21 protein-coding genes and 1 riboswitch are annotated in these 23,873 nt (G+C 71.4%); of the genes, 12 read left to right on the top strand and 9 right to left on the bottom strand.

Annotated features, from left to right (window positions below; translation table 11 throughout):
- Positions 1-8 precede the first annotated feature (8 nt).
- The 3 genes from G3I60_RS26425 (at position 9) to add (ending at position 2,918) form a co-directional block, all read left to right on the top strand.
- Positions 9-596, top strand: coding sequence for a TetR/AcrR family transcriptional regulator (locus tag G3I60_RS26425; protein WP_138354248.1), 588 nt, complete (start codon positions 9-11; stop codon positions 594-596).
- Positions 597-677: 81 nt separating this feature from the next.
- A complete protein-coding gene (locus tag G3I60_RS26420) occupies positions 678-1,835 on the top strand; it encodes an acetyl-CoA C-acetyltransferase (protein ID WP_164293486.1) in 1,158 nt (385 codons plus the stop codon).
- 66 nt (positions 1,836-1,901) lie between these two features.
- A complete protein-coding gene (gene add, locus G3I60_RS26415; RefSeq protein WP_164293487.1) occupies positions 1,902-2,918 on the top strand; it encodes an adenosine deaminase in 1,017 nt (338 codons plus the stop codon).
- Positions 2,919-2,936: 18 nt separating this feature from the next.
- Here add and G3I60_RS26410 read toward each other — a convergent pair whose 3' ends face one another.
- Genes G3I60_RS26410 through G3I60_RS26395 form a run of 4 tightly spaced genes read right to left on the bottom strand, consistent with a single transcriptional unit; the run spans position 2,937 to position 6,494 of the window.
- Positions 2,937-4,043, bottom strand: coding sequence for a nitronate monooxygenase family protein (locus G3I60_RS26410; RefSeq protein WP_164293488.1), 1,107 nt, complete (start codon positions 4,041-4,043; stop codon positions 2,937-2,939).
- Positions 4,040-4,810 carry a CoA-transferase subunit beta gene (locus G3I60_RS26405; RefSeq protein ID WP_164293489.1) on the bottom strand — a complete coding sequence of 257 codons (771 nt, stop codon included), beginning with the start codon at positions 4,808-4,810 and terminating at the stop codon, positions 4,040-4,042. Before G3I60_RS26405 ends, G3I60_RS26410 begins: the two co-directional genes overlap by 4 nt.
- On the bottom strand, positions 4,807-5,655 hold the full coding sequence (locus tag G3I60_RS26400; RefSeq protein ID WP_164293553.1) for a CoA transferase subunit A: 849 nt from the start codon (positions 5,653-5,655) through the stop codon (positions 4,807-4,809). The genes G3I60_RS26405 and G3I60_RS26400 overlap by 4 nt, the downstream gene beginning before the upstream one ends.
- A 14-nt stretch (positions 5,656-5,669) precedes the next feature.
- Entirely contained in the window at positions 5,670-6,494 is an 825-nt protein-coding gene (locus tag G3I60_RS26395; protein WP_164607811.1) for an enoyl-CoA hydratase family protein, read from the bottom strand.
- Positions 6,495-6,573: 79 nt separating this feature from the next.
- On the opposite strand from G3I60_RS26395, the gene G3I60_RS26390 reads away from it, so the two are divergent.
- The 3 genes from G3I60_RS26390 (at position 6,574) to G3I60_RS26380 (ending at position 9,654) form a co-directional block, all read left to right on the top strand.
- On the top strand, positions 6,574-7,422 hold the full coding sequence (locus tag G3I60_RS26390) for an SDR family oxidoreductase (protein ID WP_164293491.1): 849 nt from the start codon (positions 6,574-6,576) through the stop codon (positions 7,420-7,422).
- A gap of 1 nt (position 7,423) precedes the next feature.
- Positions 7,424-8,338 carry an SDR family oxidoreductase gene (locus G3I60_RS26385; RefSeq protein WP_164293492.1) on the top strand — a complete coding sequence of 305 codons (915 nt, stop codon included), beginning with the start codon at positions 7,424-7,426 and terminating at the stop codon, positions 8,336-8,338.
- A 155-nt stretch (positions 8,339-8,493) separates the two neighbouring features.
- A complete protein-coding gene (locus tag G3I60_RS26380) occupies positions 8,494-9,654 on the top strand; it encodes a serine protease (RefSeq protein WP_164293493.1) in 1,161 nt (386 codons plus the stop codon).
- Between the two features lie 131 nt (positions 9,655-9,785).
- Here G3I60_RS26380 and G3I60_RS26375 read toward each other — a convergent pair whose 3' ends face one another.
- Both G3I60_RS26375 and G3I60_RS26370 read right to left on the bottom strand, forming a co-directional pair.
- A complete protein-coding gene (locus G3I60_RS26375) occupies positions 9,786-11,261 on the bottom strand; it encodes a glycine hydroxymethyltransferase (protein ID WP_164293494.1) in 1,476 nt (491 codons plus the stop codon).
- A gap of 21 nt (positions 11,262-11,282) precedes the next feature.
- Positions 11,283-11,375, bottom strand: a riboswitch (ZMP/ZTP riboswitch).
- 39 nt (positions 11,376-11,414) lie between these two features.
- On the bottom strand, positions 11,415-12,107 hold the full coding sequence (locus G3I60_RS26370) for a TetR/AcrR family transcriptional regulator (protein ID WP_164293495.1): 693 nt from the start codon (positions 12,105-12,107) through the stop codon (positions 11,415-11,417).
- A gap of 150 nt (positions 12,108-12,257) precedes the next feature.
- Between G3I60_RS26370 and G3I60_RS26365 the strand changes: the two genes are divergently transcribed.
- The 3 genes from G3I60_RS26365 (at position 12,258) to G3I60_RS26355 (ending at position 16,077) form a co-directional block, all read left to right on the top strand.
- Complete coding sequence (locus G3I60_RS26365; protein WP_343240932.1) at positions 12,258-13,658, top strand: GH1 family beta-glucosidase; 1,401 nt, start codon at positions 12,258-12,260, stop codon at positions 13,656-13,658.
- An 85-nt stretch (positions 13,659-13,743) separates the two neighbouring features.
- Positions 13,744-14,997 carry an MFS transporter gene (locus G3I60_RS26360; protein ID WP_164293497.1) on the top strand — a complete coding sequence of 418 codons (1,254 nt, stop codon included), beginning with the start codon at positions 13,744-13,746 and terminating at the stop codon, positions 14,995-14,997.
- A gap of 69 nt (positions 14,998-15,066) precedes the next feature.
- Entirely contained in the window at positions 15,067-16,077 is a 1,011-nt protein-coding gene (locus G3I60_RS26355; RefSeq protein WP_164293498.1) for an enoyl-CoA hydratase/isomerase family protein, read from the top strand.
- A 123-nt stretch (positions 16,078-16,200) separates the two neighbouring features.
- Here the strand turns inward: G3I60_RS26355 and G3I60_RS26350 are convergent, their stop codons facing one another.
- Entirely contained in the window at positions 16,201-17,064 is an 864-nt protein-coding gene (locus G3I60_RS26350) for a serine protease (RefSeq protein WP_138354185.1), read from the bottom strand.
- 130 nt (positions 17,065-17,194) lie between these two features.
- On the opposite strand from G3I60_RS26350, the gene G3I60_RS26345 reads away from it, so the two are divergent.
- Positions 17,195-17,962 carry a (2Fe-2S)-binding protein gene (locus G3I60_RS26345; protein ID WP_164293499.1) on the top strand — a complete coding sequence of 256 codons (768 nt, stop codon included), beginning with the start codon at positions 17,195-17,197 and terminating at the stop codon, positions 17,960-17,962.
- 180 nt (positions 17,963-18,142) lie between these two features.
- On the opposite strand, the gene G3I60_RS26340 is transcribed toward G3I60_RS26345, so the two are convergent.
- Positions 18,143-18,667 (bottom strand): SgcJ/EcaC family oxidoreductase, encoded by a 525-nt coding sequence (locus tag G3I60_RS26340; RefSeq protein WP_164293500.1) that lies wholly within the window; start codon positions 18,665-18,667, stop codon positions 18,143-18,145.
- A 397-nt stretch (positions 18,668-19,064) separates the two neighbouring features.
- On the opposite strand from G3I60_RS26340, the gene G3I60_RS26335 reads away from it, so the two are divergent.
- Complete coding sequence (locus G3I60_RS26335) at positions 19,065-20,642, top strand: acetolactate synthase large subunit (RefSeq protein ID WP_164293501.1); 1,578 nt, start codon at positions 19,065-19,067, stop codon at positions 20,640-20,642.
- A gap of 213 nt (positions 20,643-20,855) precedes the next feature.
- Here G3I60_RS26335 and G3I60_RS26330 read toward each other — a convergent pair whose 3' ends face one another.
- The gene (locus G3I60_RS26330; protein WP_164293502.1) at positions 20,856-21,683 is read right to left on the bottom strand and encodes an SDR family oxidoreductase; all 828 of its coding nucleotides are present in this window, start codon (positions 21,681-21,683) and stop codon (positions 20,856-20,858) included.
- A 337-nt stretch (positions 21,684-22,020) separates the two neighbouring features.
- Here G3I60_RS26330 and G3I60_RS26325 point away from each other — a divergent pair, with 337 nt between their 5' ends.
- Positions 22,021-23,826 (top strand): ricin-type beta-trefoil lectin domain protein, encoded by a 1,806-nt coding sequence (locus tag G3I60_RS26325; protein ID WP_164293554.1) that lies wholly within the window; start codon positions 22,021-22,023, stop codon positions 23,824-23,826.
- Positions 23,827-23,873 lie beyond the last annotated feature (47 nt).

Below are 23,873 nucleotides of genomic sequence, written 5' to 3'. Positions count from 1 at the left end.
AGACGACGATGACCGCCGCCCCCGAGCGCCGCGGCGAACTCCTGGCGACCGCGGCCGAGGTGTTCGCCGCGCAGGGCTACAACGCGACGACCGTCCGGCGCATCGCCGACGAGGCGGGAATGCTCGCGGGCAGCCTCTACTACCACTTCGACTCCAAGGAATCGATGGTCGACGAGATCCTCTCGACCTTCCTCAACGAACTGTGGGCCGGGTACGACGAGGTGCTGGCCGCCGGCCTCGGGCCCAGGGAGACCATCGAGGCCCTGGTCACGCAGTCCTTCAAGGAGATCGACCGGCACCGGGCGGCGGTGGCGATCTACCAGAAGGAAGCCAGGCACCTGGCCGCCCAGCCGCGCTTCGGCTATCTCGCCGACTCGCAGGTGAAGTTCGAACGGGCCTGGCTGGGGACGCTGGAGCGCGGGGTGGCCGCCGGAGTCTTCCGCGCCGACCTCGACGTCCGGCTCACCTACCGGTTCGTCCGCGACACCGTCTGGGTCGCGGCCTCCTGGTACCGGCCGGGCGGACAGCACAGCCCGGAGGAGATCGCCCGGCAGTACCTGTCGATGGTGCTGGACGGCGTGGCCGTCCGGAGCTGAGCCGAACAACCGGCATGGACGACCGGCATCGACAACCGACATGGACGAAGCGACATTCGTGAAGGACACCGAGGAGTAGTCATGGCCGAGGCCTACATCGTCGAAGCGGTCCGCACCCCGATCGGCAGGCGCAAGGGCGGACTGTCCGCCGTGCACCCCGCCGACCTCGGCGCGCATGTCCTCAAGGCGCTCATGGAGCGTTCGGGAGCCGACCCGGCGGCGGTCGAGGACGTGGTGTTCGGCTGCCTGGACACCGTCGGCCCGCAGGCCGGCGACATCGCCAGGACGGCGTGGCTGGCGGCGGGCCTTCCCGAGGAGGTGCCCGGGGTGACCGTCGACCGGCAGTGCGGCTCCTCCCAGCAGGCCGTGCACTTCGCCGCCCAGGCGGTGCTCTCCGGCACCAGCGACCTGGTGGTCGCGGGCGGTACCCAGAACATGTCGATGATCCCCATCGCCTTCGCCAGCCGGCAGGCCGCCGACCCGCTCGGCCTCACCGAGGGCCCGTTCGCGGGCTCGGAGGGCTGGCGGGCCCGCTACGGCGACCAGCCCGTCAACCAGTTCCACGGCGCCGAACTGATCGCCGACAAGTGGGGCATCACCCGCGAGGCGATGGAGGAGCTCGCGCTGCGCTCCCACCAGCGGGCGCTGCGCGCCATCGACGAGGGACGGTTCGACCGCGAGATCGTCGCGTACGGCGCTGTGACCATCGACGAGGGACCGCGCCGGGACACCAGCCTGGAGAAGATGGCAGCCCTCAAACCGGTGGTGGAGGGCGGCAGGATCACCGCCGCCGTCTCCTCGCAGGTCTCCGACGGGGCCTCGGCGATGCTGATCGCCTCCGAGCGCGCGGTCGCCGAGCACGGTCTGACCCCCCGCGCACGGATCCACCATCTGTCCTGCCGCGGCGAGGACCCGATCCGGATGCTGTCCGCGCCGATCCCCGCGACGGCGTACGCGCTGAAGAAGACCGGGCTGTCCATGGACGACATCGACCTGGTGGAGATCAACGAGGCGTTCGCGCCCGTCGTGCTCGCCTGGCTCAAGGAGACCGGGACCGACCCCGAGAAGGTCAACGTCAACGGCGGCGCCATCGCCCTGGGCCACCCGCTCGGGGCCACCGGTACCAAACTGATGACGACGCTGCTGCACGAACTGGAGCGCACCGGCGGCCGGTACGGCCTGCAGACCATGTGCGAGGGCGGCGGCCAGGCCAACGTCACCATCATTGAGCGGTTGTAGGGCCGGTCCTGGAACGGCGGGGCAATTCGTTCGACGGCTCCCACACCCGGTGGCAGGCTTCCCGGTATGACGTCGACTCCCGCCGCGACGCGTGATCTGCGCGCGCTTCCCAAGGCCCACCTGCACGTCCACCTGGAAAGCACCGTGCGGTGGCAGACCCTGGCGGAGATCGGGGCCTCGAACGGGGTGGAGATCCCCGCGCATCTGGTGGACGGCGGACACGCCTTCGAGAGCTTCGCGGACTTCTTCGCGCAGAACGACCTGGTCCGGTCCTGCCTCCGCCGGCCGGCGGACTTCCGCCGGATCGCCTACGAGTTCTGCGAGGACGAGGCGGCCAACGGCACCCGCTACGCCGAGGTGTCCTTCACCGCCGCCGGCCACGGAGAGCGGCTCGGCGATCTCGACATGCCGCTGGTGAGCGTGCTGGAAGGGCTGGCGGCGGGCCAGGAAACGTTCGGCATCGAGTGCCGGGTGCTGCTCGACCACTCCCGCCGCCGGTCGGTGGAGCGCGCCTGGCGCACCCTGGAACTCGCCGAACGCCACGCCGGGGCCGGAGTGGTGGGCATCGGCGTCGCGGGTGACGAGGCGCACCCCGTCGAACCGTTCGCGGAGGTCTTCGTCGCCGCCCGCAAGGCCGGACTGCACATCGTGCACCACGCGGGCGAGGCCTGCGGGCCGGAGAGCATCCGCGCGGCCCTGGACATCGGGGGAGCCGAGCGGATCGGGCACGGCATCCGGATCCTGGACGACGAGGCACTCGTCGCCGAGGTGCGGGAGCGGCGGATCCCGCTCGAGGTGTGCCCGTCGTCGAACGTCGCCCTCGGCTTCGCGGCGTCGCTGCGCGCGCACCCGCTGGAGCGGATGCGCGCGGCCGGGCTGTTCGTCACGCTCAGCACCGACATCCCGTCGATGATCAACGTGTCACTGGCGCGCGAGTACGAGCTCGTCCGTGACGCCTTCGGCTACGACGACGAGGTGCTGGCCGAACTGGCCCGCGCCGGAGTGGACGCCTCCTTCGCGCCGGACGGGACCAAGGCGCGGCTGCGGGCGGAGATCGACGACTGGCTGGCCCAGGGCGTCTGACGACCGGGCTGCGGGGGCTTACCGCACCGGCTCCCGGGGCAGCGCGCCGAGCGCCGCCCAGGCCTCCGTCATGATCCGGCCGACGAGTTCCGCGCACGACGGCAGGTCCTCGATCAGGCCCGCGACCTGGCCCGAGGCCATCACCCCGAGGTCGGTGCGGCCCTCGACCATCGACGCCTTGAGCATCATCGGGGTGTTGGCGGCCAGCAGCACCTGGCTCCAGGTCAGCTCCTTGCCGTGCTTCATCGCGAGACCGTCGCGGATCATCTGCCGCCAGCCGAGCCCGGAATCGTGCTTGAGCCCGGCCGCGTGCCGCAGGGCGCGCAGCAGGGCGGCGGGCCGGCCCGAGCGTTCCAGGGCATTGACCAGTTCCGAGCGCAGCATCCGGTGCGGCAGGCCGTCGACCTTGGTGGTGACGGTGACGTCCTTGACCGACGCCGCCAGATAGCGGGCCTTGACCGCGTCCGGGACCGTGCTGTCGGAGGTGAGCAGGAAGCGGGTGCCCATCGCGATCCCGGCCGCCCCGTACGCCAGGGCGGCGACCAGCCCGCGGCCGTCGAAGAAGCCGCCGGCCGCGATGACGGGGATGCCGACGGCGTCCACCACCTGCGGGAGCAGCACCGTCGTCGCGATGTTGCCGGTGTGGCCACCGCCCTCGCCGCCCTGCACGAGAACGGCGTCGGCGCCCCACGCCTCGACCTTCTCCGCGTGCCGGCGGGCGCCGATGGACGGGATGACGACCACGCCCGCGTCCTTGAGGCGGGCGATCAGGTCCCGGGACGGCGCCAGGGCGAAGGACGCGACCCGAACCCCCTCCTCGATCAGGATCCCGACCCGCTCCTGGGCATCGCCCGCGTCCGCCCGCAGATTGACGCCGAACGGTGCGTCGGTCCGCGACCGGACCTCTTTCACGGCAGCGCGCAGTTGCTCCGTCGTCATGGTGGCGGAGGCGAGAATGCCCAGCGCCCCCGCGTTCGCGGTGGCGGACACCAGCCGGGGGCCCGCCACCCAGCCCATGCCGGTCTGCACGATCGGGTACCGCACACCGACCAGCTGGGTCAGCGGGGTCTCGAACGAGGCCGGGGTGTCGAACGACGCGGGGGTCCCGTCGGGCGGCCCGCTCATGCCCGTACCTCGCGGTCCCGCAGGCCCCGGGGGTCGATCACCTCGCGGATCAGCCGCAGTTCGGCGTCCGTCGGCTCACGGGTGAACGGGACATCGGCGGGGACCACGAGCGGGAAGCCGGTGGCGTCCTGCACCTGTTCCGCCGTTACCCCCGGGTGCAGGGAGCGGATCCGCATCGACCGGTCCGTGGTGTCGAAGTCGAAGACGGCGAGGTCGGAGACGACCCGGCGGATCTCGTGGAACCGGGTCGCGGTCTTCCCGGCCGCCGCCGCGCGGTCGTAGCCGACGCCGCTGACCATGTCGACCCGCGCGACGAAGACCCGGGAGGAATGCCTCGGCACCCAGTAACTGGTCGGATTGTTGAGGGTGTTGACGGGTGCGCCCCGGGAGCCCAGCAGCTGGCGCTTGGGCTGTTCCCAGTCGCCGATGCAGGAGATGTTCTGATTGCCGAACCGGTCCACCTGGCTGGCGCCCATCATCACGTGCCGTTTGCCACCGGTGACCATCGCCAGGTGCTGGCGGTACGGCAGCCAGCCCTCGATCAGCTCCGACGCGCCCCCGATCGCCGGGACGTCGCCGATCAGCATCGCCTCGCCGTCGGTGAGCAGCAGATCGGGCGAGAAGGTGAGCTTCGCCAGCCGGGCGCCGATCGCCGGCACGGTCCCCATCGGGCTGGCGAGGATCTCACCGTCCCCGCGCCAGGCTTCAGCGCACGCCACCACGCAGTACTCGGCGCGGGTCACGCCTGAGGTGTCCTTCGCGTTCATGCGCCCTCCTTCGCGAACGCCGCCACGGCGGCCTGGTAGGTGTCCTCGTCGCCGGACAGGAAGCGTTCGGTGAACTCCCGCCATGCCGCTGGGTCGGCGGCGGCCTTGGCGTACGCGCTCTGGAACGCCTCGTCCCGGTCGTAGTCCGGGGCGCAGGAGGTGAAGTGGGCGCCGTTCGGGGTCTCGACGACGCCGGTGACCGAGTGCCGCTTCACCAGCAGTGTCTGGGGCGCGCCTGCCTGCAGGAGCTCGGCGCTGTCGACGATGCGTTCGCAGCTGACGTACGCGGTGTCGGCCGCCTCGCAGAACAGGTCGTCGAAGTACGGGTCGGGGCCCAGGTACTGGCCGTTGCCGAACGCGTCGGCCCGGTTCAGGTGGACGAGCGCCGCGTCGAGCCGGAGGGCGGGCACGGCCACCAGTTCCTCGCCGTCCTCGTACGGGGAGACGACGGTCCGCAGGTCGGGGTTGACCCGCATCAGGTCCGAGCCGAGCCCGGCCCGGATCGGCATGAAGGGCAGCCGGTGGACGGCGGCGGTCAGCCCCCACATGAACATCGCCTCGTCCAGCTCCGTCATCTCGAAGGCGGCGCTCTCGCGGGCGGCCCGGAAGTGCGGTTCCAGCGGGATCGAGTCCAGGGTGGTGAAGGCGGCGACCAGTTTGCGGATCTTGCCGGCCGCGGCCAGCAGTCCGACGTCGGGGCCGCCGTAGGAGACCACGGTCAGGTCCGTGACGTCCGAGCGGAGCAGCGCCCGGATCAGGGCCATCGGCTTGCGGCGTGACCCCCAGCCGCCGATGCCGAGGGTCATCCCGCTCTCCAGCCGGCCGACGACCTGGTCGGCGGTCATGGTCTTGTCCGTACTCACCGCTCCTCCTTCACCGGTTGCCCGGGGGTGGTGGTCTTCGCCGGTCCAGCCGACTTCGCCGGTTCAGCAGACTTCGCCGACTTCGTCGACACGAACGCGTCCCGGTGCCGGTCGGCGAGTCCGCTGAGGTTGGCCTCGAAGGTGAAGCCCTGCTCGAAGCGGTAGCTGCGGCGGACGTCCACCGGGTCGATACCGTTGATCGCGGCCTTGGCGAGCCGCAGCAACTCGCCGTCCTTGGCCGCCATTTCGCGCGCCAGCGCGAGCGCGGCGTCCAGCACCTTCTCGCGGGGCACGACCTCCCACACCGAGCCGTGCCGGTGGAGCTCCTGGGCGGTGGCGGTGCGGGAGGTGAAGTACAGGGCGCGCATGAGGTGCTGGGGGACGAGCCGGGAGAGGTGGGTGGCGGCTCCGAGCGCCCCGCGGTCCAGCTCCGGCAGCCCGAACGTCGCGTCGTCGCTGGCCACGATGGCGTCGGCGTTGCCCACCAGGCCGATGCCGCCGCCCAGGCAGAAGCCGTGCACGGCGGCGATGACCGGTACCTCGCAGTCGTAGACGGCGCCGAACGCGTCGGCGCAGCCGCGGTTGGCGCCGATCAGCGCCTGGTGTCCGGGGGTGCGCTGCATCTCCTTGATGTCGACGCCCGCGTTGAAGCCGCGGCCCGCGGCGGTGAGCACGACACAGCGGACGGCCGGATCGGCGCCGGCCTCGCGCAGCGCGTCGGCCAGGTCGAACCACCCTTGTACGGGGAGGGCGTTGACGGGCGGGAAGTCGACGGTGATGACGGCGATTCCGTCTTGCGGGGCCGAGGTGGAGACACCCATGATGAGGATCAGCTACCTTTCCACCAAACATTTGTTAGGTAGAAGGTAGCAGCGGATCGAGCGCTGCGGGAGGTGCCAGTTGACGGTCACCGTCGATCTGTCCGGACGCGTCGTCGTCGTCACCGGCGGCACGAGAGGCGTCGGCGCGGGGATCGCCCGCGCCTTCCTGGAGGCGGGCGCCGAGGTGGTGGTCTGCGCGCGCCGCCCCCCTCACGAACCCGTCACGGCGGACGGCCGCACGGCCCGCTTCGTCCCCCTCGACCTGCGGGACCCCGGCTCCGTCGACGCGTTCTTCGCGCGGGTGAAGGACGACTGCGGGCGGCTCGACACCCTGGTCAACAACGCCGGCGGGACGCCGTTCCGGCTGCTCGCCGACGGCGGCGCCGCCCGGCACGCCCGGGTCCTCGAACTCAATCTCACCACCCCGCTGACCGCGTCACTGGCCGCCTACGAGGTGATGCGCGGTCAGGAGACCGGCGGCTCGATCCTCATGATCGGCAGCGTCAGCGGCGGCCGGCCGTCACCCGGGACCGCCGCGTACGGCGCCGCCAAGGCGGGGCTGGACAGCCTCGCGCGCTCCATGGCCGTCGAATGGGCCCCGGCCGTACGCGTCAACACCCTGGTCCTCGGCATGGTCCGCACCGAGTTGTCCCATCTGCACTACGGGGACGACGCCGGTATCGCGGCCGTCGGCCGGACCGTTCCCGCCGGGCGGCTGGCCGAGCCCGGTGAGGTCGGCGACGCCTGTGTCTTCCTCTCTTCGGAGCGCGCCGCGTACATCACCGGGGCGAGCCTGCTCGTGCACGGTGGCGGCGAGCGCCCGGCCTTCCTCGACGCCGCCACCGTCAACCGCGATCAGGACATGGCGCCATCGTCACCGCCATCGTCATCGTCACCATCCCCGTCAACCGCGAACAAGGAGAGCTGACATGACCGAAGCCGGAATCTGCGAGGGCCGGGTCGCCGTCGTCACCGGTGCGGGGCGCGGTCTCGGCCGCGCGCATGCGCTCGCCTTCGCCGCCGAGGGCGCGCGAGTCGTCGTCAACGACCTCGGGGTCGGGCTGGACGGTGCCGGGGGCTCGGCGGGTCCGGCCCAGCAGGTCGTCGACGAGATCCGCGCGCTGGGCGGCGAGGCGGTCGCCAACGGCGACGACATCGCCACCGCGGCCGGGGCCGCCGCCCTGGTCGACACCGCGCTCGACACGTTCGGCCGGCTCGACACCCTCGTCAACAACGCGGGGTTCCTGCGCGACCGGATGCTCGTCAACCTCGACGAGGACGACTGGGACGCGGTGATGCGCGTCCATCTCAAGGGTCATTTCCTGCCGCTGAAGCATGCCGCCGCGCACTGGCGTGCCGAGGCCAAGGCCGGCCGCACCCCCGATGCACGGGTGATCAACACCAGCTCCGGGGCAGGGTTGCTGGGCAGCGTCGGGCAGGGCAACTACTCGGCGGCCAAGGCCGGGATCATCGGTCTGACGCTCGTCGCCTCCGCCGAGATGGCCCGGTACGGCGTCCGCGTCAACGCCATCGCGCCCGCCGCCCGTACCCGGATGACCGAGCGGACGTTCGCCGACACGATGGCCGCGCCAGAAGGTGACGCCTTCGACGCCATGGCGCCGGAGAACGTCTCCCCGCTGGTGGTCTGGCTCGGCTCCGCGGCCTCCGCCGCTGTCACCGGCCGGGTCTTCGAGACCGAAGCGGGCCGGATCACCGTCATGGAGGGCTGGCGGCCGGGACCGACGGCCGACAAGGGCGCCCGGTGGACCCCGGCGGAGGCCGGCGAGACCGCTCTGAAGCTGCTGGCCGACGCCGAGTCCCCGCAGCCGGTCTATGGGGCGTGAAGATCCCGTCCGTGCCATGAAACGGTTCTGCGACAACGAGGGGCCGGTGATCCAACTCCGCCGGGGAAACGGCATAGTGGAGGCCGCCCCGGATGGGGGCATGACAAGAAACGTACAAAAAGCACGTACCTGCACGTACATGGGGGAACAACTCAATGCCATTCATTCGACGGTCCGCCCGAGCCGCGGCGGTGGTGACCGCGCTGCTCGCGCTCACCGCCACCGCCTGCGGCCCGGACGACAGCGACGCGGCGGCGAAGCCGACCGCGGCTGCCAGTACCTCGGCCAAGGCCGACACCGGTTCCGACGCCAAACTTCCGAACGGTCTGCCCACCAGCATCAAGGACCTGGAGAAGTGGAAGCAGGGCGACTGGAAGAACTGGGACAAGTGGGCGCGTGAGGCGGCCGACTTCGCCAACCCGGTCATCAAGGACCTGTGGAAGCCGGCCCGGATGTCCGGGGCGAAGGAGAACCAGAACACCGTCCAGTCGAACTTCGGCTCGGACCAGGGGACCACCGACCCCGCTCCGCGCCCGGTGGCGGCCAAGGAGGTCGCCCGCCCGTACCACCAGCACGCGGCACCGGTCGGCAAGATCTTCTTCGACAGCCCCGACGGCCCCAAGGTCTGTTCCGGCACCGTCGTCGACGACCCGGCGCACCCGGGCAAGTCGAACCTCGTCTGGACCGCCGGCCACTGCGTTCACAGCGGCTCCCGGGGCGGCTGGTACCGCAACCTCATCTTCGTCCCGTCGTACAACGACAACGGGCTGTCCGCCTCCCGCGTCGACAGCTCCCCGCAGCGCAACGTCACTCCGTACGGCGCATGGTGGGCCGACTGGGCGCAGACCTCCTCGCAGTGGATCGCCACCGGCACCCACTCCGGCGGCGGCGGTTCGCCGTACGACTTCGCGGTGCTGCACGTCAAGCCGGAGAACGGCGGCGGCAAGTCCCTGCAGGAGACCGTCGGCGCGTCCCTGCCGGTGTGGTTCGGCGCCCCGTCGCCCACGCTGTTCAGCGGCATCGGTGCCTGGGGCTACCCGCAGGCGCCGCCGTACGACGGTGCGCGGATGTTCGACTGCATCGGCAAGCCCGGCCGGCTGTCGATGGGCGCGAGCATGCCGACCGAGTACCGGGTCGGCTGCACGATGACCGGTGGTTCCTCGGGCGGCGGCTGGTTCGCCACCATGCCGAACGGCAAGACGGCCCTGGTGTCGAACACGTCGATCGGCCCGTCCAACGACACCTGGCTGGCCGGTCCGCATCTGGGACCCGAGGCACAGGGCGTCTACAACGCGATCAGCCGGAAGTTCCGCTAACCCGACGGCAGGTGGGACGGCTCCGGTGATCACGGCGGCAACGCGGTGAAGTGAATGAGCTGAAGAGGAGGCCCGCCCCCCGGATTCCAGGGGGCGGGCCTCCGTGCGTCAGGTCTGGGTTCAGCTCTGACTCAGCTCTGACTCAGGTCGACGCCCGGGTAGAGCGGGAACCCGGCCAGCAGGTCGGCGGAGCGCCCCGCGACCTGGTCCGCCACGGAGGGGTCGAGCACATGACTCGCCTTCGACGGAGCGCCGCTCGCGGTGGTGCCGGGGCGGGTGTTGGCCAGCACCGTGTCGATCAGGCCCGCGATCTCGTCCATCTCCGGCACGCCGAGCCCGCGGGTGGTGAGCGCCGGGGTGCCGATGCGGACCCCGGACGTGTACCAGGCGCCGTTCCGGTCCTGCGGGACCGAGTTGCGGTTGGTGACGATGCCGGCGTCCAGCAGCGCGGCCTCGGCCTGGCGGCCGGTGAGTCCGTAGCCGGAGACGTCGGCGAGCACCAGGTGGTTGTCGGTGCCGCCGGTGACGAGGGAGGCTCCGCGCCGCAGCAGCCCCTCGGCCAGCGCGGACGCGTTGTCGACGATGCGCCGGGCGTAGTCGCGGAAGTCGGGCCTGCGCGCCTCGGCCAGCGCCACCGCCTTGGCGGCCATCACGTGCGGCAGCGGACCGCCGAGCACCATGGGGCAGCCGCGGTCGACGTGCTCGGCCAGTTCGGCGTCGCACAGGACCATGCCGCCGCGCGGCCCGCGCAGCGACTTGTGGGTGGTGGTCGTGACGATGTTGGCGTGCGGCACCGGGTCGAAGTCGCCGGTGAGCACCTTGCCCGCGACCAGGCCGGCGAAGTGCGCCATGTCGACCATCAGCGTCGCGCCGACCTCCTCGGCGATCTCCCGCATGATGCGGAAGTTGACCAGCCGCGGATAGGCGGAGTAGCCGGCGACCAGGATGAGCGGGCGGAACTCGCGCGCGGTCTCGCGCAGCGCGGTGTAGTCCAGCAGGCCGGTCTTCGGATCGGTGCCGTAGCTGCGCTGGTCGAACATCTTGCCCGAGATGTTGGGGCGGAAGCCGTGGGTGAGGTGGCCGCCCGCGTCGAGTGCCATGCCGAGCATCCGCTGGTCCCCGAGCTCGCGGCGCAGCGCCGCCCAGTCCTGCTCACTCAGGTCGTTGACGTGCTTGACCTGGGCCCGCTCCAGTGCCGGGCTCTCCACCCGCTGGGCGAGCACGGACCAGAAGGCGACCAGGTTGGCGTCGATGCCGGAATGCGGCTGCACGTAGGCGTGCGTCGCGCCGAACAACTCGCGGGCGTGTTCGGCGGCGAGCGCCTCGACGGTGTCGACATTGCGGCAGCCGGCGTAGAAGCGGCGGCCGACCGTGCCCTCGGCGTACTTGTCGCTGAACCAGTTGCCCATGGTCAGCAGGACTGCGGGGGAGGCGTAGTTCTCGCTGGCGATGAGCTTGAGCTGGGCGCGCTGGTCCTCGATCTCGGCGCCGATGGCGTCCGCGACGCGCGGCTCGACGGCCCGGATGACATCCAGCGCGCTGCGGAAGGCGATGGATTCGGTCGATTCGCCGGGCTTGATGCTGAAGGACGACGGTTCTGCGGCCATGCGGGGCCTCCGGAACGAGAAGGGAAGAGCCCAGGCGCGCGGCAGCACATCGTCAGGAGACGGAGCCGCTCCCCGATGGTCGGTCCCATCCAAGCGCCAGTCACGGCTCACGCCGACCCTAGCAGCGCGGCCTGCGACGTGCCCGGTGCGGACTCAATCCGTCCGACTGCCGAGATAGCGGCGCAGCACCCGCTTGCACTCGGCGATCAGCGCCGGGTCGCCGTCCGGGTCGGTACGGAAGGCCAGCCGCAGGACGGCGTCGGCGCACTCCAGGGCGACGCGGCCGGCCAGCCGCGAGGCGGCGGGGTCCAGCAGCCCGCCGGTGAGGGCCCACAGCCGGTCGGCGACCGCGGTGTTGTTGTCGATCTCGGTGTCGAGCAGATGCCGGGCGGTGGGCTCCTCGCGGCCCACGGCGCCGAAGTCGACGACCCCGAATCCCGGCACCGCGCGCCGCATCGCGACGAACTCCTCGACGGCCAGATCCACCAGGGTGGCGATGTCGCCGGGGGACTCGGCCGCGATCCGCCGGGACAGCCGGTCGGTGTAGCGCTCCAGATTGCGGGTGGCGAGCGCGCCGAGCAGCCCGTCCTTGCCGGGGAAGAACTGGTAGAGGGTGCCGATCGGCACCTCCGCCCGGCGGGCCACCTCCTTGGTGGTCAGCGCGGTGTAGCCGACCTCGTCCAGCAGGACGGCGCACGCGCTGAGGATGCGCTCGACGCGCTCGGCGCTGCGCCGCTGCACCGGACTGCGGCGGACGGCGGCGGAGGCGGGTCCGGTGGCGGGGCCCGCGGCCGGTCCGGCGGCCGGTTCGGCGACGGGGGCGGCGTCCTGTGTCTGTTCCTGCATGGGGCCACTCTGCCGGATCCCGTCCGCGATCGGCGACCCGCTATCGTGAGCATTGCTCATGTTCTGCGTTCGTCCTGCGCCATGCGCCATGCGCCAGGCCATGCCATCTGCCATCTCGTGCCCGTTCCCGTCCCGTCAAGGAGTGAGCCAGTGCCGGACCCGTCGACACCGCAGCGCCCGCAGCTTCCCGCATCCTTCGTCTGGGGCGTCTCCACCGCCTCCTACCAGGTCGAGGGGGCCGTCGCCGAGGGCGGCAGGAGGCCGTCCGTCTGGGACACGTTCACCGCGCGCCCCGGCACGGTCCGCGACGGCCACACCGGAGCGGTGGCCTGCGACCACTACCACCGTTATCCGCAGGACGTCGCCCTGATGAAGGACCTCGGGCTGGACGCGTACCGCTTCTCCGTCGCCTGGCCGCGCGTCCAGCCGTCGGGCAAGGGTCCGGCGAACGCGGCGGGGCTGGACTTCTACGACCGGCTCGTCGACGAACTGCTCGCCGCCGGCATCGCGCCCACCCCCACCCTCTTCCACTGGGACCTGCCGCAGGCCCTGGAGGACGAGGGCGGCTGGCTGGAGCGCGCCACCGCCGAACGGTTCGCCGAGTATGCGGGAGTGGTGGCCGACCGACTCAGTGACCGCGTCCGGCGCTGGATCACCCTCAACGAACCCTTTGTGCACATGGTGTTCGGCTACGCCTTGGGCGTCCACGCGCCCGGCCGCGCCCTGATGCTGGACGCCCTGCCGGCCGCCCACCACCAGCTGCTCGGCCACGGGCTGGCGGTCGCGGCGCTGCGCGAGCGCGGCGCCGCCGAGGTCCTCATCGCCAACAACTGCACGCCGGTGCGCGTAGTGGGGGACTCCGCCGCCGACCGGGCCGCGGCCGCCGCGTACGACGCGCTGCACAACGGCCTCTTCAACGACCCGCTGTTCCTGGGCCGCTACCCCGACCTGTCGGCCTACGGCGTCGGCCCCGACCTCGGCGGCGCGGTCCTGGACGGCGACCTGGAGATCATCGCCGCACCGCTCGACGGCCTCGGCGTCAACTACTACAACCCCACCTGGATCCAGGCCCCGGCCGACGACCCCGCCCTGCCCTTCGCCGAGGCCCGGGTCGAGGGCTACGAGCGGACCGCCTTCGACTGGCCGGTCGTACCCGACGGCCTCACCGAGCTCCTCACCGGACTGAAGGAGCGCTACGGAGCCGCCCTGCCACCGGTGTACATCACCGAGAACGGCTGCTCCCAGACCGACGAACTCGTGGACGGCCGGATCACGGACACCGCGCGGATCGGCTATCTGGACGGCCACATCAGAGCGGTGGCCGACGCGGTGGCCCTCGGGGTGGACGTACGCGGGTACTTCACCTGGTCCCTGCTCGACAACTTCGAATGGGCGGAAGGGTTCCATCAACGATTCGGGCTGGTCCACGTCGACTTCGAGACCCAGGTCCGCACTCCCAAGGACTCCTACGCCTGGTACCGCTCCCTGATCGCGGCTCACCGGGACGCCGGACCCGCCGTTGGAAGCGGATCCGGATCCAGCGCCGGGTGAGAAGTCTTGGCGGCGCGGGGTGGGGTGGCTACACTCGCGCCAACATGAGCAGTACTCATGTTCTGCCCTGGACTGAGGAGAGCTCATGCGCGCCGTGACCGCACGTCCGCCGGCCGCGCTCGACGAACCCACCGTCCGGGTGCGGCCCGGCTGGACCGCCGCGCTGAGCCTGGCCAGCCTCGCGGTGTTCATGGCGTTCTTCACCCCGATCCAGATCCTGCTGCCCCTGCAGTTGGAGCATCTCGACGAGGCGCACAAGGCGGCGAACCTCGCGTGGGTGACCGGCGCCGGCGCGCTGGTCGCCGTCGTCGTCAATCCGCTGGCCGGCGCGCTGTCGGACCGTACGACCGGGCGCTGGGGCCGCCGCCGGCCATGGATCGTGGGCGGCGCCCTCGCGGGCGCCGCCGGGCTGCTGATCACCTCGGCGCAGCACACCCTGCCCGGCATCGTCGCCGGCTGGTGCCTGGCGCAGAGCGGTCTGAACGCGATGCTCGCCGGGGTCACGGCGCCGGTGGCCGACCAGGTGCCGGTCGGGCAGCGCGCCGCGGTCTCCGGCTGGACGGGGATCATGCAGTCACTCGGCCTGGTGCTGGGCGCGCTGCTGGTGACCACGGTCGTCTCCGGCGTCGGGCCCGGCTATCTGCTCACGGCACTGCTGGCCGTCGCCCTGGCCCTGCCGTACGTGCTCTGCTTCCGGGACCCCGTCCTGCCGCGCGCATTGCGCCCCGCCTTCCGTCCGCGGGCGCTGCTGAGCGGCCTGTGGGTCGATCCGCGCGCCCACCCGGACTTCGGCTGGGCCTGGCTCACCCGGTTCCTGATCAACCTCGGCAACGCGCTGGGCACCCTCTATCTGCTCTTCTACCTCACCGACGAGGTGCACCACCCGGACCCGGACACCGGAGTGCTGGTGCTGACCGTCATCTACACCGTCTCCGCGACCCTCTCCGCGATCCCCGCGGGTATTGCGTCGGACCGCATCGGCAGACGCAAGATGTTCGTGGTCGTGTGCAGCGTGATCATGGCGGTGGCCGCGCTGCTGCTGGCGGTCGCCCACACCTGGACGGCGGTGATGATCGCCGCCGCGGTCCTGGGCGCCGGGTTCGGCATCTACCTCGCCGTCGACCAGGCGCTGATCACCCAGGTGCTGCCGTCCGCCGCCGACCGGGCGAAGGACCTCGGCGTCATCAACATCGCCAATTCCGGACCGCAGGTGCTGGCCCCCGCCGTGGCCGCGCCGATCGTCGCCCACTTCGGCGGCTATCCGGGCCTGTACGTGGCCACCGCCCTGGTGACCCTGCTCGGCGGTGCGCTGGTGCTGCGTATTGTCGGGGTGGACTGAGGATCACCGACGAATGCCAGAAGCGGGCGCGGCGACGCGGCCGCGGAGAACCCACGGAGCACCGGCACCATGTACCTCCCCGTGCAGACGCACGTCGCCCACGGCACCGGCGTCATCGCCCTGGACCGGCCCGAGGCGCTCAACGCGCTCGATCTGACCATGGTCCGGGCGATGACCGAGGCCCTCGAGACCTGGCGGGAGGACGACGGCGTCCGGTCGGTCGTCGTCCGCAGCACCTCGCCGAAGGCGTTCTGCGCGGGCGGCGACATCCGCACGATCCGGGCGGCGAGCCTGCGCGGCGACCATGCGGCGGTACGGGAGTACTTCGCCGCGGAGTACGGGCTCAACGCGCTGATCGCGGCCTTTCCCAAGCCGTACACCGCGCTCATCGACGGTTTCGCGCTCGGCGGCGGCCTCGGGATCTCCGTGCACGGCACGGCGCGGGTGGTGACGGAGCGGGCGGCGCTGGCGATGCCCGAGACCGCGATCGGCTTCTTCCCCGACATCGGGGCGAGCCACTTCCTGCCCCGGCTGCCCGGCTCCGTCGGCCGGTATCTGGGGTTGACGGGCGCCCGGATCGCGGGCGCGGCGGCGGTCGGCTGCTCGCTCGCCACGCACTATGTGCATTCCAGTGAACTGCCCGCGCTGGAGGAGGCGCTGACCGGCGGCGGTGAGCCGGCCGCGGTACTGGACCGCTTCGCGGTGGCGGCACCGGCCTCCGAAATCGGTGCGCACCTCGACGCCATCGACCGTTGCTTCTCCGCACCCGAGCTGCCGGAGGTCCTCGAACGGCTGGCGGCGGAGGACGGCGACTGGGCGGCCGACACGCTGGCCGGACTGCGGCGCATGTCGCCGACGAGTCTGTTCGTCACCTTCGAGCTGCTGCGGCGCGGCGCCGGTTCCGACCTCGGCGCCTGTCTGGACCGGGAGCTGCTGCTGGCCTGCCGTACCGCCCGCGCCCATGACTTCATCGAGGGCGTGCGGGCCGCGCTGGTCGACAAGGACCGGAACCCGCGCTGGTCGCCCGACCCGCTCACGGACGCGGACCGGGCCGAACTGCTGAGCTGGTTCGACGCGTAGGGCCCGGCCGTCCGGCCACGAGCGGCCGGTCACGAGCGTCGGGCCGCCGGTCACGAGCGGCCGGCGGCCGCTCCCCGGATCCCAGGTCCGGGGAGCGGCGTTCTTTTCCGGGGCTGCCTCAGCTCACGGCTTGGGCAGGGTGCATCCCGGCAGACTGAGGTTGATCTTGTTGCCCGCGCCGACGCACTGGGTGATCAGATACGTCTCCTCGGCGTAGTTGATGCCCTGGTGCACGGTGATGTTGCCGTTCTGGTCGACCTCGCACGGGTTGTCGAGGGTGCAGCGTCCGCCGTCCTCGTTGCCCGTGTTGTTGATGGCGACGACCTTGCCCGTCGCGGCGTCGACCACCGGGGAACCCGAGGTGCCACCGATGGTGTTGCACGACGAGGTGTAGCGGACCGAGTCCTTCCAGATCCAGCTGTCCTCGTGCAGCCGGTAGACGAAGGCGTCGATGTTGCAGCTGTAGATCCGCTTCCAGTAGCCGGACACCACCTTGATGGCGGTCCCGGCGACGGGGTGGGTCGCGGAGAGCTCGAGCGCCGCGATGCCGTAGCTCGACTGGATCTGCGCGTACGTGGTGTTCAGCTGGTAGAGCGAGATGTCGGTGTCGGTCATGGTCGCGTAGGCGACCTTGGTGGCCCGCAGTGTGGCGACCTTGGTCCCGGCCGAGTTGAGCAGGCTGAACGTACGGCTGGACGCCACGTTGACGATGGACTCGCCCGGGTCCAGGAAGCCGCCCGACAGGCAGTGCCCGTTCGACATGACGATCGCGGGGTCGGTCGGCACCGAGGTCGGCATCTTCACAACGGAACCCGAACAGTTGCTGAGCGCCACGGTGCCCGCGAAGTTGACCGTGACGGCCGCCTTCGCGGTGTGTGCGGGCGCCGCATCCCGGCTTGTGGCCGATGCGGACGCCGCACCGGTGCCTGTGAGAGCCGCGCCGCCGAGCAGCAGGGCAGCCAGGACACCGACGAGAGGTCTTTTCATGTGGGGGGTCCTCTCCAGACCGAAGTTCTTTCGGCATTGTCATGAGCATTGTCGGGATTGGCTGGTGCCCCGGCAATAGGGCCTCATGTCCGGTCCGTTCGCGGCTCGGCCGGTACGTCATGATCGGTTCATGGACAGGACGCTGCGGGATGTCGCGGAGGTGGGGCCGTTCTTCGCCGTCAGGACCGGGCCCGGCGAGACCGGTGCGGACGGCGGGGGCAGCGCGGACGACGGCCCCCGCGCGCACGGCTACCGGCCGCTCGCCGAGCTCTACGCAACGGGCGCCACGGACGCTACGGACGCCGCTCCCGCGCCGCACCCCGTCCTGGAACGGGCGGCGGACGTCGCCGGGCGGCTGGGCACTCCGGAGCTCCGGGTGGGCGCCTCCCTCGCCTTTCAGGGGCTGGCCGCCCGGCTGTGGTCGGTGGCCCTGGGCGCTGCCGTCCTGGCGGGCCGGGTCCCCGACATGGCCGCCGACCGGGTGTGGTGGAACCCGGCTCTCAGCGCCCCGAACGACCTCTGGCTGCCGCACCCGTCGGCCCTTCCCGACTCCGACGACCTCGCCGGCCAACTGGCCGGGACGGTGCTGGCCGGGCATCTGGTCCCGCTGCACCGCGCGACCCGCGAAGCCTGCCCGGTCTCCGGCGGGCTGCTGTGGGGGAACGCCGGCTCCGCGCTGGCCGGTTCCCTGCGGGTGCTCCACACCTGGTGCGTCGCACGGGGCCGGACGGCGGAGGCGCGCAGCGCCCTGGACCTCACCGCGCGGCTCTTCCGGGAGCCGCTGCTGAGCGGCACCGGGACTCTGGACGCAGGGGGTGTCAGCTTCGTGCGGCGCAGTTGCTGTCTGTACTACCGGGTCCCGGGCGGCGGCCTGTGCGGCGACTGCGTCCTGCGGTGATCGCGTGCGACCACGTGCCACTACGTGTGTCCGCTCACCCACTGGCCGCACCTCGCAAACGGGATTCGGCCATCGCCTGTAAATCGCGGGCGGATGACCGAATCCATGTCACGACGCTCTGCCGCACGGCCGGTTGCCCGCTCCGAACGCGGGAGCGGGCCGCGGCCTTTCGTCGGTATGTCAGTGCATGATGCGGCTGTTCTGGTAGGCGCTGTCCCGCCACTCGTGGCCCTGCTTCACGATCGTCCATGTCTGACGGCCGACCCGCTCCGGCGGGACATCGATCTCGCCAGGAAGCTTCAGGCCGCCCTGGGTGACCACGATTCCGACATCCTTGCTGATGCACTTGACATTGAGGACATTCGCGACCGGAAGGACGTCCTTGTAGGGGCCCGTGAAGATGGCCGACATGTACGCCCGGATCTCGTCACGGCTCTTCAGGTAAGTGTCCTCACCCGGCACGATGAAGCTCGCGTCCTCGGTGAACACATCACCGAACGCTGTTAAATCATGGGCGACCCACGCCCGGCTGACTCGCTGCGGTACGTCCGCGAGGGCGGCCTTTTCCGCGTAGCACGAGCCGTGGCCATGCCCGGCGCCCTCTGTATCGGCCATGGCGCCGCTGGCGACGCCACCGGGGACGACCACGGCGAGTACGACGATGCCAAGACCGGCGATGATCGACGAGCGGATATGTCTGCGCATACTGTCTTCCCGTCTCTCCTGGTGGAAACCTGCCAAGGAATCTGACAGGTGTCGGCTATCGCCGCAACGTTTTCCAGGAATAAGCCCGCCGGCATGCGCCCGCACCGGAATGGATCATGCTGGCCCAGGAATGTGTAATTCCACATTCGGGCGACCCCGCGGGCGGCCGGAAGGCCCGCTGGTGGCGGGCGCGGTGCGCCGATAGGAATTCCGCTGGCCTGCGAAGTAATGACGAAATCTCTGGAAATTCAACGATCGGGAGAAGCGGGGTGATTACGCGTCATCTTCCGGTGCGATGGGCGGTCTGTCGCGAGGCCCTGGCGCGGGGGAGGATTACGCACGGAACCGGGCGTGCTGATGATGCGGCCCTGAGACCCTGAGCAGAGGTGGGACACCCATGCCGAACGGCGCGCAGACCCTGATCCGTACGCTCGTCAAGGGTGGGGTCGAGGTGTGCTTCGCCAACCCCGGTACGTCCGAGATGCACTTCGTCGCCGCACTGGACGACGTGCCGGAGATGCGCGCCGTGCTGTGCCTGTTCGAGGGGGTGGCGACCGGCGCGGCCGACGGCTACGGCCGGATGACCGGCCTGCCGGCCTGCACCCTGCTGCATCTGGGCCCCGGGCTCGCGAACGGTTTGGCGAACCTGCACAACGCGCGCCGGGCGCACAGCCCGGTCGTCAACATCGTCGGCGACCACGCCCTGCCCCACAAGCCGTTGGACGCCCCGCTGGAGTCCGACATCGACGCGCTCGCTGGCACGGTCTCGGGCTGGGTGCGCCGGACGACGGACGGCGCCGATCTGCATCTGGACGCGACCCAGGCGATCATCGCCGCGTCGAGCGGGTCCGACGGCGCCGTCGCCACGCTCATCCTGCCCGCCGACGTGTCCTGGTCGGAGCCGGGACCGTCCCACACGGCCATCGCGTGGCTGCGCAGCGATGAGCCCGGTCCGGTGTCCGAGCAGGCCGTGACGGCCGCCGCCAAGGCGCTGCGGTCCGGTGAGCCCGCGGCGATCCTGCTCGGCGGCGGCGCGACGCGTGAGGCCGGGCTGCTGGCCGCGGCCCGGATCGCGGCCGCCACCGGAGCGAAGCTGCTCTGCGAGACCTTCCCCGCGCGGCTGGAGCGCGGTGCGGGGCTGCCGGAGGTCGAACGGCTCGCCTACCTCGCGGACTTCGCCACCGCCCAGCTCGAGGGCGTGAAGCATGTGATCCTGGCCGGTGCCCGCTCGCCGGTCTCGTTCTTCGCCTATCCCGGCAAGCCGGGCGACCTGGTGCCGGAGGGCTGCGAGGCGCGGGAGCTGGCCGGCGCCGCCGAGGACGTCACCGCCTCGCTCCAGCGGCTCGCCGACGACGTGGCGGCGGATGTGAAGGCGGCGGACGTGACGCCGGCGGCCCGTCCGCGGCCCGCGCGTCCCACCGGCCCGCTCACCGCCGAGTCCGCGTCCCAGGCGATCGGGGCGCTGCTGCCGCCGGGCGCCGTCGTCGTGGACGAGGCGAACACCTCGGGGCTGTGGCTGCCCGGCGCGACGGCCGGCGCTCCGCGGCACGACTGGCTCACCCTCACCGGCGGCGCGATCGGCCAGGGCCTGCCGCTGGCGACCGGCGCGGCGGTGGCCTGCCCCGGCCGGCCCGTGGTGTGCCTGGAGGCGGACGGCAGCGCGATGTACACCCTCTCGGCGCTCTGGACGCAGGCGCGCGAAGAGCTCGACGTGACCACCGTCGTGTTCAACAACGGCTCCTACGCGATCCTCAACCTGGAACTCGGGCAGGTGGGTGCCGCCGCGGCGGGTGAGCGCGCCCGGCGGCTGCTCGACCTGTCCGGGCCGGCCCTGGACTTCGTCGCCCTGGCCACGGGAATGGGCGTGCCGGCGACCCGGGCCACCACCGCGGAGGAGTTCACCTCCCAGTTCGAGCGGGCGCTGGCCGAGCCCGGTCCACATCTGATCGACTGCGTCGTGCCGCCGGTCTTCTAGGGCGTGTTGCGAAAGTCCCGCCTGGCCCACGGCGTCTGGCACGCGCCCTCGCCGCGTTGTCGGGCTCGTCCGAGTGCGTCCGGTACGAGGACGACCCTCCGCCTTGCGAGCGCACGCACCGGACGCCGTGGGCCACGCCCTCCGGGCGAACGGCGCTCCTTTCGAAACACGCCCTAGTCCGAACCGGGGCCGGCCTCCACCGGTCCTCCTCGATCAGCCGCCGTGCGCGCGCAGCCGCTCGTGGACGGTGTACGCGGCGCCGGTCCCGGTGCGCGCGCCGCGCACCCGGGTGCCGCCGTCGACCACCAGATCCGTCCCGGTGATCCAGCCGGCGTCGTCGGAGACCAGCCACAGGACGGCGCGCGCGACGTCCTCCGGCTCTCCGATCCGGCCCATGGGCAGCCCGGCGGCGATCTGCGGCTCGGCGCCCTCCCACACGAAACGGGCCATCTCCGTGCGGACCAGGCCGGGGGAGACCGCGTTGACCCGGACGGTCGGGGCGAGTTCGCCGGCGAGCTGGCGGGTGAGGTGGAGGAGGGCGGCCTTGCTGGTGCCGTAGGCGCCGATGTTGGGGCCGACGCCGTGCGCGCCCTCGGTGCAGATGTTCACCACCGTGCCGCCGTGCTCGCGCATCCAGGCCCGCCACGCGCACTGGACCAGCCGCAGGGGTCCGTCCACATTGACGGTGAAGGCGTCCCGCCAGGCGTCCGGGTCGACGTCGACGAGCGGGCCGAACGGGGTGTTGGTACCGGCGTTGTTGACGAGGATGTCCACCCCGCCGAGCTCCTCGACCGCGAGCGCGACACACGCCTCCGGATGCGCGGGGTCGCCCACCGATCCGGCCAGGCCGGTGGCCCGGCCGCCGAGCGCGCGTACCTCCATGACGGCGGCCCGCAGTCCATCCGGGTCGCGGGCGGTCAGCAGGACCGCGGCGCCCGCCCCGGCCAGGGCGTGCGCGACGGCGAGGCCGATGCCCCGGGAGGCGCCGGTGACGAGGGCGGTCCTGCCGTGCAGTGGGGGAGTTGTCGTCGGTGTGGTCATGGGGCACCGTCTCATGACGGTGCGTCAGTTCGAAAGCCATCACCGTCGTCTCCTCGTCGCGTCAGCGCGTCGACCGCGCCACGGAAGCGCCATGGAAGCGGCCGTTCCTGCGCGAAGTCTTGACGCGCTCAAAGCGCACGAGTTAACTCACGCCTCGAACTAAGCAGTAAATCAAGGTCTGAATTAAGTCACGCACCAGGGCAAGTGCCGTAGAAAGGCAACCGGACCCATGCGCTCACTCACCCGTCCCCACACGGGCAGTACCAGGCTTCACCGCACCGGCCTCCGCCGCGCCGTCACCGGGCTGCTGGCGGCGGCGGTCGCCGTCGTCACCCCGATGCTGGCCACGCCGCTCACCGCGCACGCGGCGGGCGAGAGCGTCCAGGTGTGGCTGACCACCACGTCTGACTCGGGCGGCCGCAACGTCGTCAAGGGGCTCGAACAGCAGGCGCCGATCGCCTTTACCGCGGGCAGCGGTTCCGGCCAGTCCGTCACCGTCGACGAGAACACCCGCTACCAGCAGTTCGAGGGCGCGGGCGCGTCGTTCACCGACACCGCCGCCTGGCTGATGAACTCCAGCGGAGCGCTCAGCGCCGCCACCCGCGACGCGGTGATGAAGAAGCTCTTCGACCCGGTCAACGGCATCGGCATCGACTTCCTGCGCAACCCCATGGGCGCCTCCGACCTGGCGCGCGACAACTACACCTTCGACGACATGCCCAGCGGGCAGACCGACCCAGGCCTCGCGCACTTCTCCATAGCCCACGACCTGGCCGACGTCCTGCCGCTGACCAAGCAGGCCCGCCAGCTCAACCCCGCCGTCAAGGTGATGGGCGTGCCCTGGAGCGCGCCGGCCTGGATGAAGGACAACGGCAGCATGAGCCTGGGCTGGCTGCAGGCGCAGTACTACGGCGCCTACGCCCAGTACTTCGCGAAGTACCTGCAGGCCTACCAGGCGGCCGGCGTACCGGTCGACTACATCTCGGCGCAGAACGAGCCCACCTGCTGCGGGGGCTATCCGTCCATGCAGTGGAACGGCTCCGGTCTGGCGTCCTTCACCAAGAACAACCTGCTGCCCGCGCTGCACACCGCCGGGCTGTCCACCAAGGTCCTGGCCCTGGACTGGAACTGGGACCAGTACGACGCCTTCGCCGCCCCGACCCTCGACGACGCGGCGATCCGCAACGACCCGAACTTCGGCGGCATGGCCTGGCACGGCTACGGCGGCGACGTCGCCCAGCAGACCGCCGTCCACAACAGGTACCCCACCGTGAAGGCCTTCGACACCGAACACTCCGGCGGCACCTGGATCGCCAACCAGCAGAAGGAGGACATGCACAACCTGATCGACTACACCCGCAACTGGGGCCAGAGCTGGGTCAAGTGGAGCCTGGCCGTCGACCAGAACATGGGACCGCACAACGGTGGCTGCGGCACCTGCACCGGCCTGGTCACCGTGCACAACGGCGACAGCCGCAGCGGACAGGTCGACTACACCGTCGAGTACTACACGATGGGCCACCTCACCAAGTTCGTGAAGCCCGGCGCCTACCGGATCGCCTCGACCGCCAACACCTCGGTGCCCAACGTCGCCTGGCGCAACCCGGACGGCTCGAAGGCGCTCATCGCGTACAACGACACCGGCAGCGCCCAGCCCGTACGCGTCAACTGGGGCAACCAGTCCTTCGCGTACACCCTGCCCGCCGGCGCCTCGGCGACCTTCACCTGGACCGGGACCCCCGGCAACGGCGGCGGCGGTTCCACCGGAGCGATCACCGGCTTCGGCGGCAAGTGCGCCGACGTGGCCGCGGGCAGCAGCGCCAACGGCACCGCCGTCCAGCTCTACGACTGCAACGGCAGCGCCGCCCAGCAGTGGACCGCCTCCGCCGGCACCTACAAGGCGCTCGGCAAGTGCCTGGACCTGGCCGCCGGGGGAACCGCGAACGGCACCAAGGCCCAGCTGTACGACTGCAACGGAACGGGCGCCCAGCAGTGGCAGCCCGGCAGCGGCGGAACACTGGTCAATCCGGTGTCCGGCCGATGCCTGGACGCCACCGGGATGAGCTCCGCGAACGGGACCCGGCTGCAGATCTGGGACTGCGCCGGCGGCGCCAACCAGCAGTGGACCGTTCCCGCCGGCTGACCTGCACGTAGGCTTCCGGGTGTCATCACACGCCCAGCAGGAAGAGG

This window comes from Streptomyces sp. SID13666 (assembly GCF_010548325.1).
Lineage (GTDB): Bacteria > Actinomycetota > Actinomycetes > Streptomycetales > Streptomycetaceae > Actinacidiphila > Actinacidiphila fildesensis.
Note: the sequence above shows the minus strand (reverse complement) of the source record. Positions and strands in the feature narration are given on the sequence as shown.

What these genes read in the sequence shown, in the direction of transcription:
- G3I60_RS26425 (WP_138354248.1), top strand. Translation starts at nt 9, where the DNA reads ATGACCGCCGCCCCCGAGCGCCGCGGCGAACTCCTGGCGACCGCGGCC.
- G3I60_RS26330 (WP_164293502.1), bottom strand. Translation starts at nt 21,683, where the DNA reads ATGACCACACCGACGACAACTCCCCCACTGCACGGCAGGACCGCCCTC.
- G3I60_RS26380 (WP_164293493.1), top strand. Translation starts at nt 8,494, where the DNA reads ATGCCATTCATTCGACGGTCCGCCCGAGCCGCGGCGGTGGTGACCGCG.
- G3I60_RS26400 (WP_164293553.1), bottom strand. Translation starts at nt 5,655, where the DNA reads ATGACCGCCGACCAGGTCGTCGGCCGGCTGGAGAGCGGGATGACCCTC.
- G3I60_RS26410 (WP_164293488.1), bottom strand. Translation starts at nt 4,043, where the DNA reads ATGAGCGGGCCGCCCGACGGGACCCCCGCGTCGTTCGACACCCCGGCC.
- add (WP_164293487.1), top strand. Translation starts at nt 1,902, where the DNA reads ATGACGTCGACTCCCGCCGCGACGCGTGATCTGCGCGCGCTTCCCAAG.
- G3I60_RS26340 (WP_164293500.1), bottom strand. Translation starts at nt 18,667, where the DNA reads ATGCGCAGACATATCCGCTCGTCGATCATCGCCGGTCTTGGCATCGTC.
- G3I60_RS26420 (WP_164293486.1), top strand. Translation starts at nt 678, where the DNA reads ATGGCCGAGGCCTACATCGTCGAAGCGGTCCGCACCCCGATCGGCAGG.
- G3I60_RS26345 (WP_164293499.1), top strand. Translation starts at nt 17,195, where the DNA reads ATGGACAGGACGCTGCGGGATGTCGCGGAGGTGGGGCCGTTCTTCGCC.
- G3I60_RS26360 (WP_164293497.1), top strand. Translation starts at nt 13,744, where the DNA reads ATGCGCGCCGTGACCGCACGTCCGCCGGCCGCGCTCGACGAACCCACC.
- G3I60_RS26385 (WP_164293492.1), top strand. Translation starts at nt 7,424, where the DNA reads ATGACCGAAGCCGGAATCTGCGAGGGCCGGGTCGCCGTCGTCACCGGT.
- G3I60_RS26335 (WP_164293501.1), top strand. Translation starts at nt 19,065, where the DNA reads ATGCCGAACGGCGCGCAGACCCTGATCCGTACGCTCGTCAAGGGTGGG.
- G3I60_RS26370 (WP_164293495.1), bottom strand. Translation starts at nt 12,107, where the DNA reads ATGCAGGAACAGACACAGGACGCCGCCCCCGTCGCCGAACCGGCCGCC.
- G3I60_RS26375 (WP_164293494.1), bottom strand. Translation starts at nt 11,261, where the DNA reads ATGGCCGCAGAACCGTCGTCCTTCAGCATCAAGCCCGGCGAATCGACC.
- G3I60_RS26325 (WP_164293554.1), top strand. Translation starts at nt 22,021, where the DNA reads ATGCTGGCCACGCCGCTCACCGCGCACGCGGCGGGCGAGAGCGTCCAG.
- G3I60_RS26350 (WP_138354185.1), bottom strand. Translation starts at nt 17,064, where the DNA reads ATGAAAAGACCTCTCGTCGGTGTCCTGGCTGCCCTGCTGCTCGGCGGC.
- G3I60_RS26395 (WP_164607811.1), bottom strand. Translation starts at nt 6,494, where the DNA reads ATGGGTGTCTCCACCTCGGCCCCGCAAGACGGAATCGCCGTCATCACC.
- G3I60_RS26355 (WP_164293498.1), top strand. Translation starts at nt 15,067, where the DNA reads ATGTACCTCCCCGTGCAGACGCACGTCGCCCACGGCACCGGCGTCATC.
- G3I60_RS26405 (WP_164293489.1), bottom strand. Translation starts at nt 4,810, where the DNA reads ATGAACGCGAAGGACACCTCAGGCGTGACCCGCGCCGAGTACTGCGTG.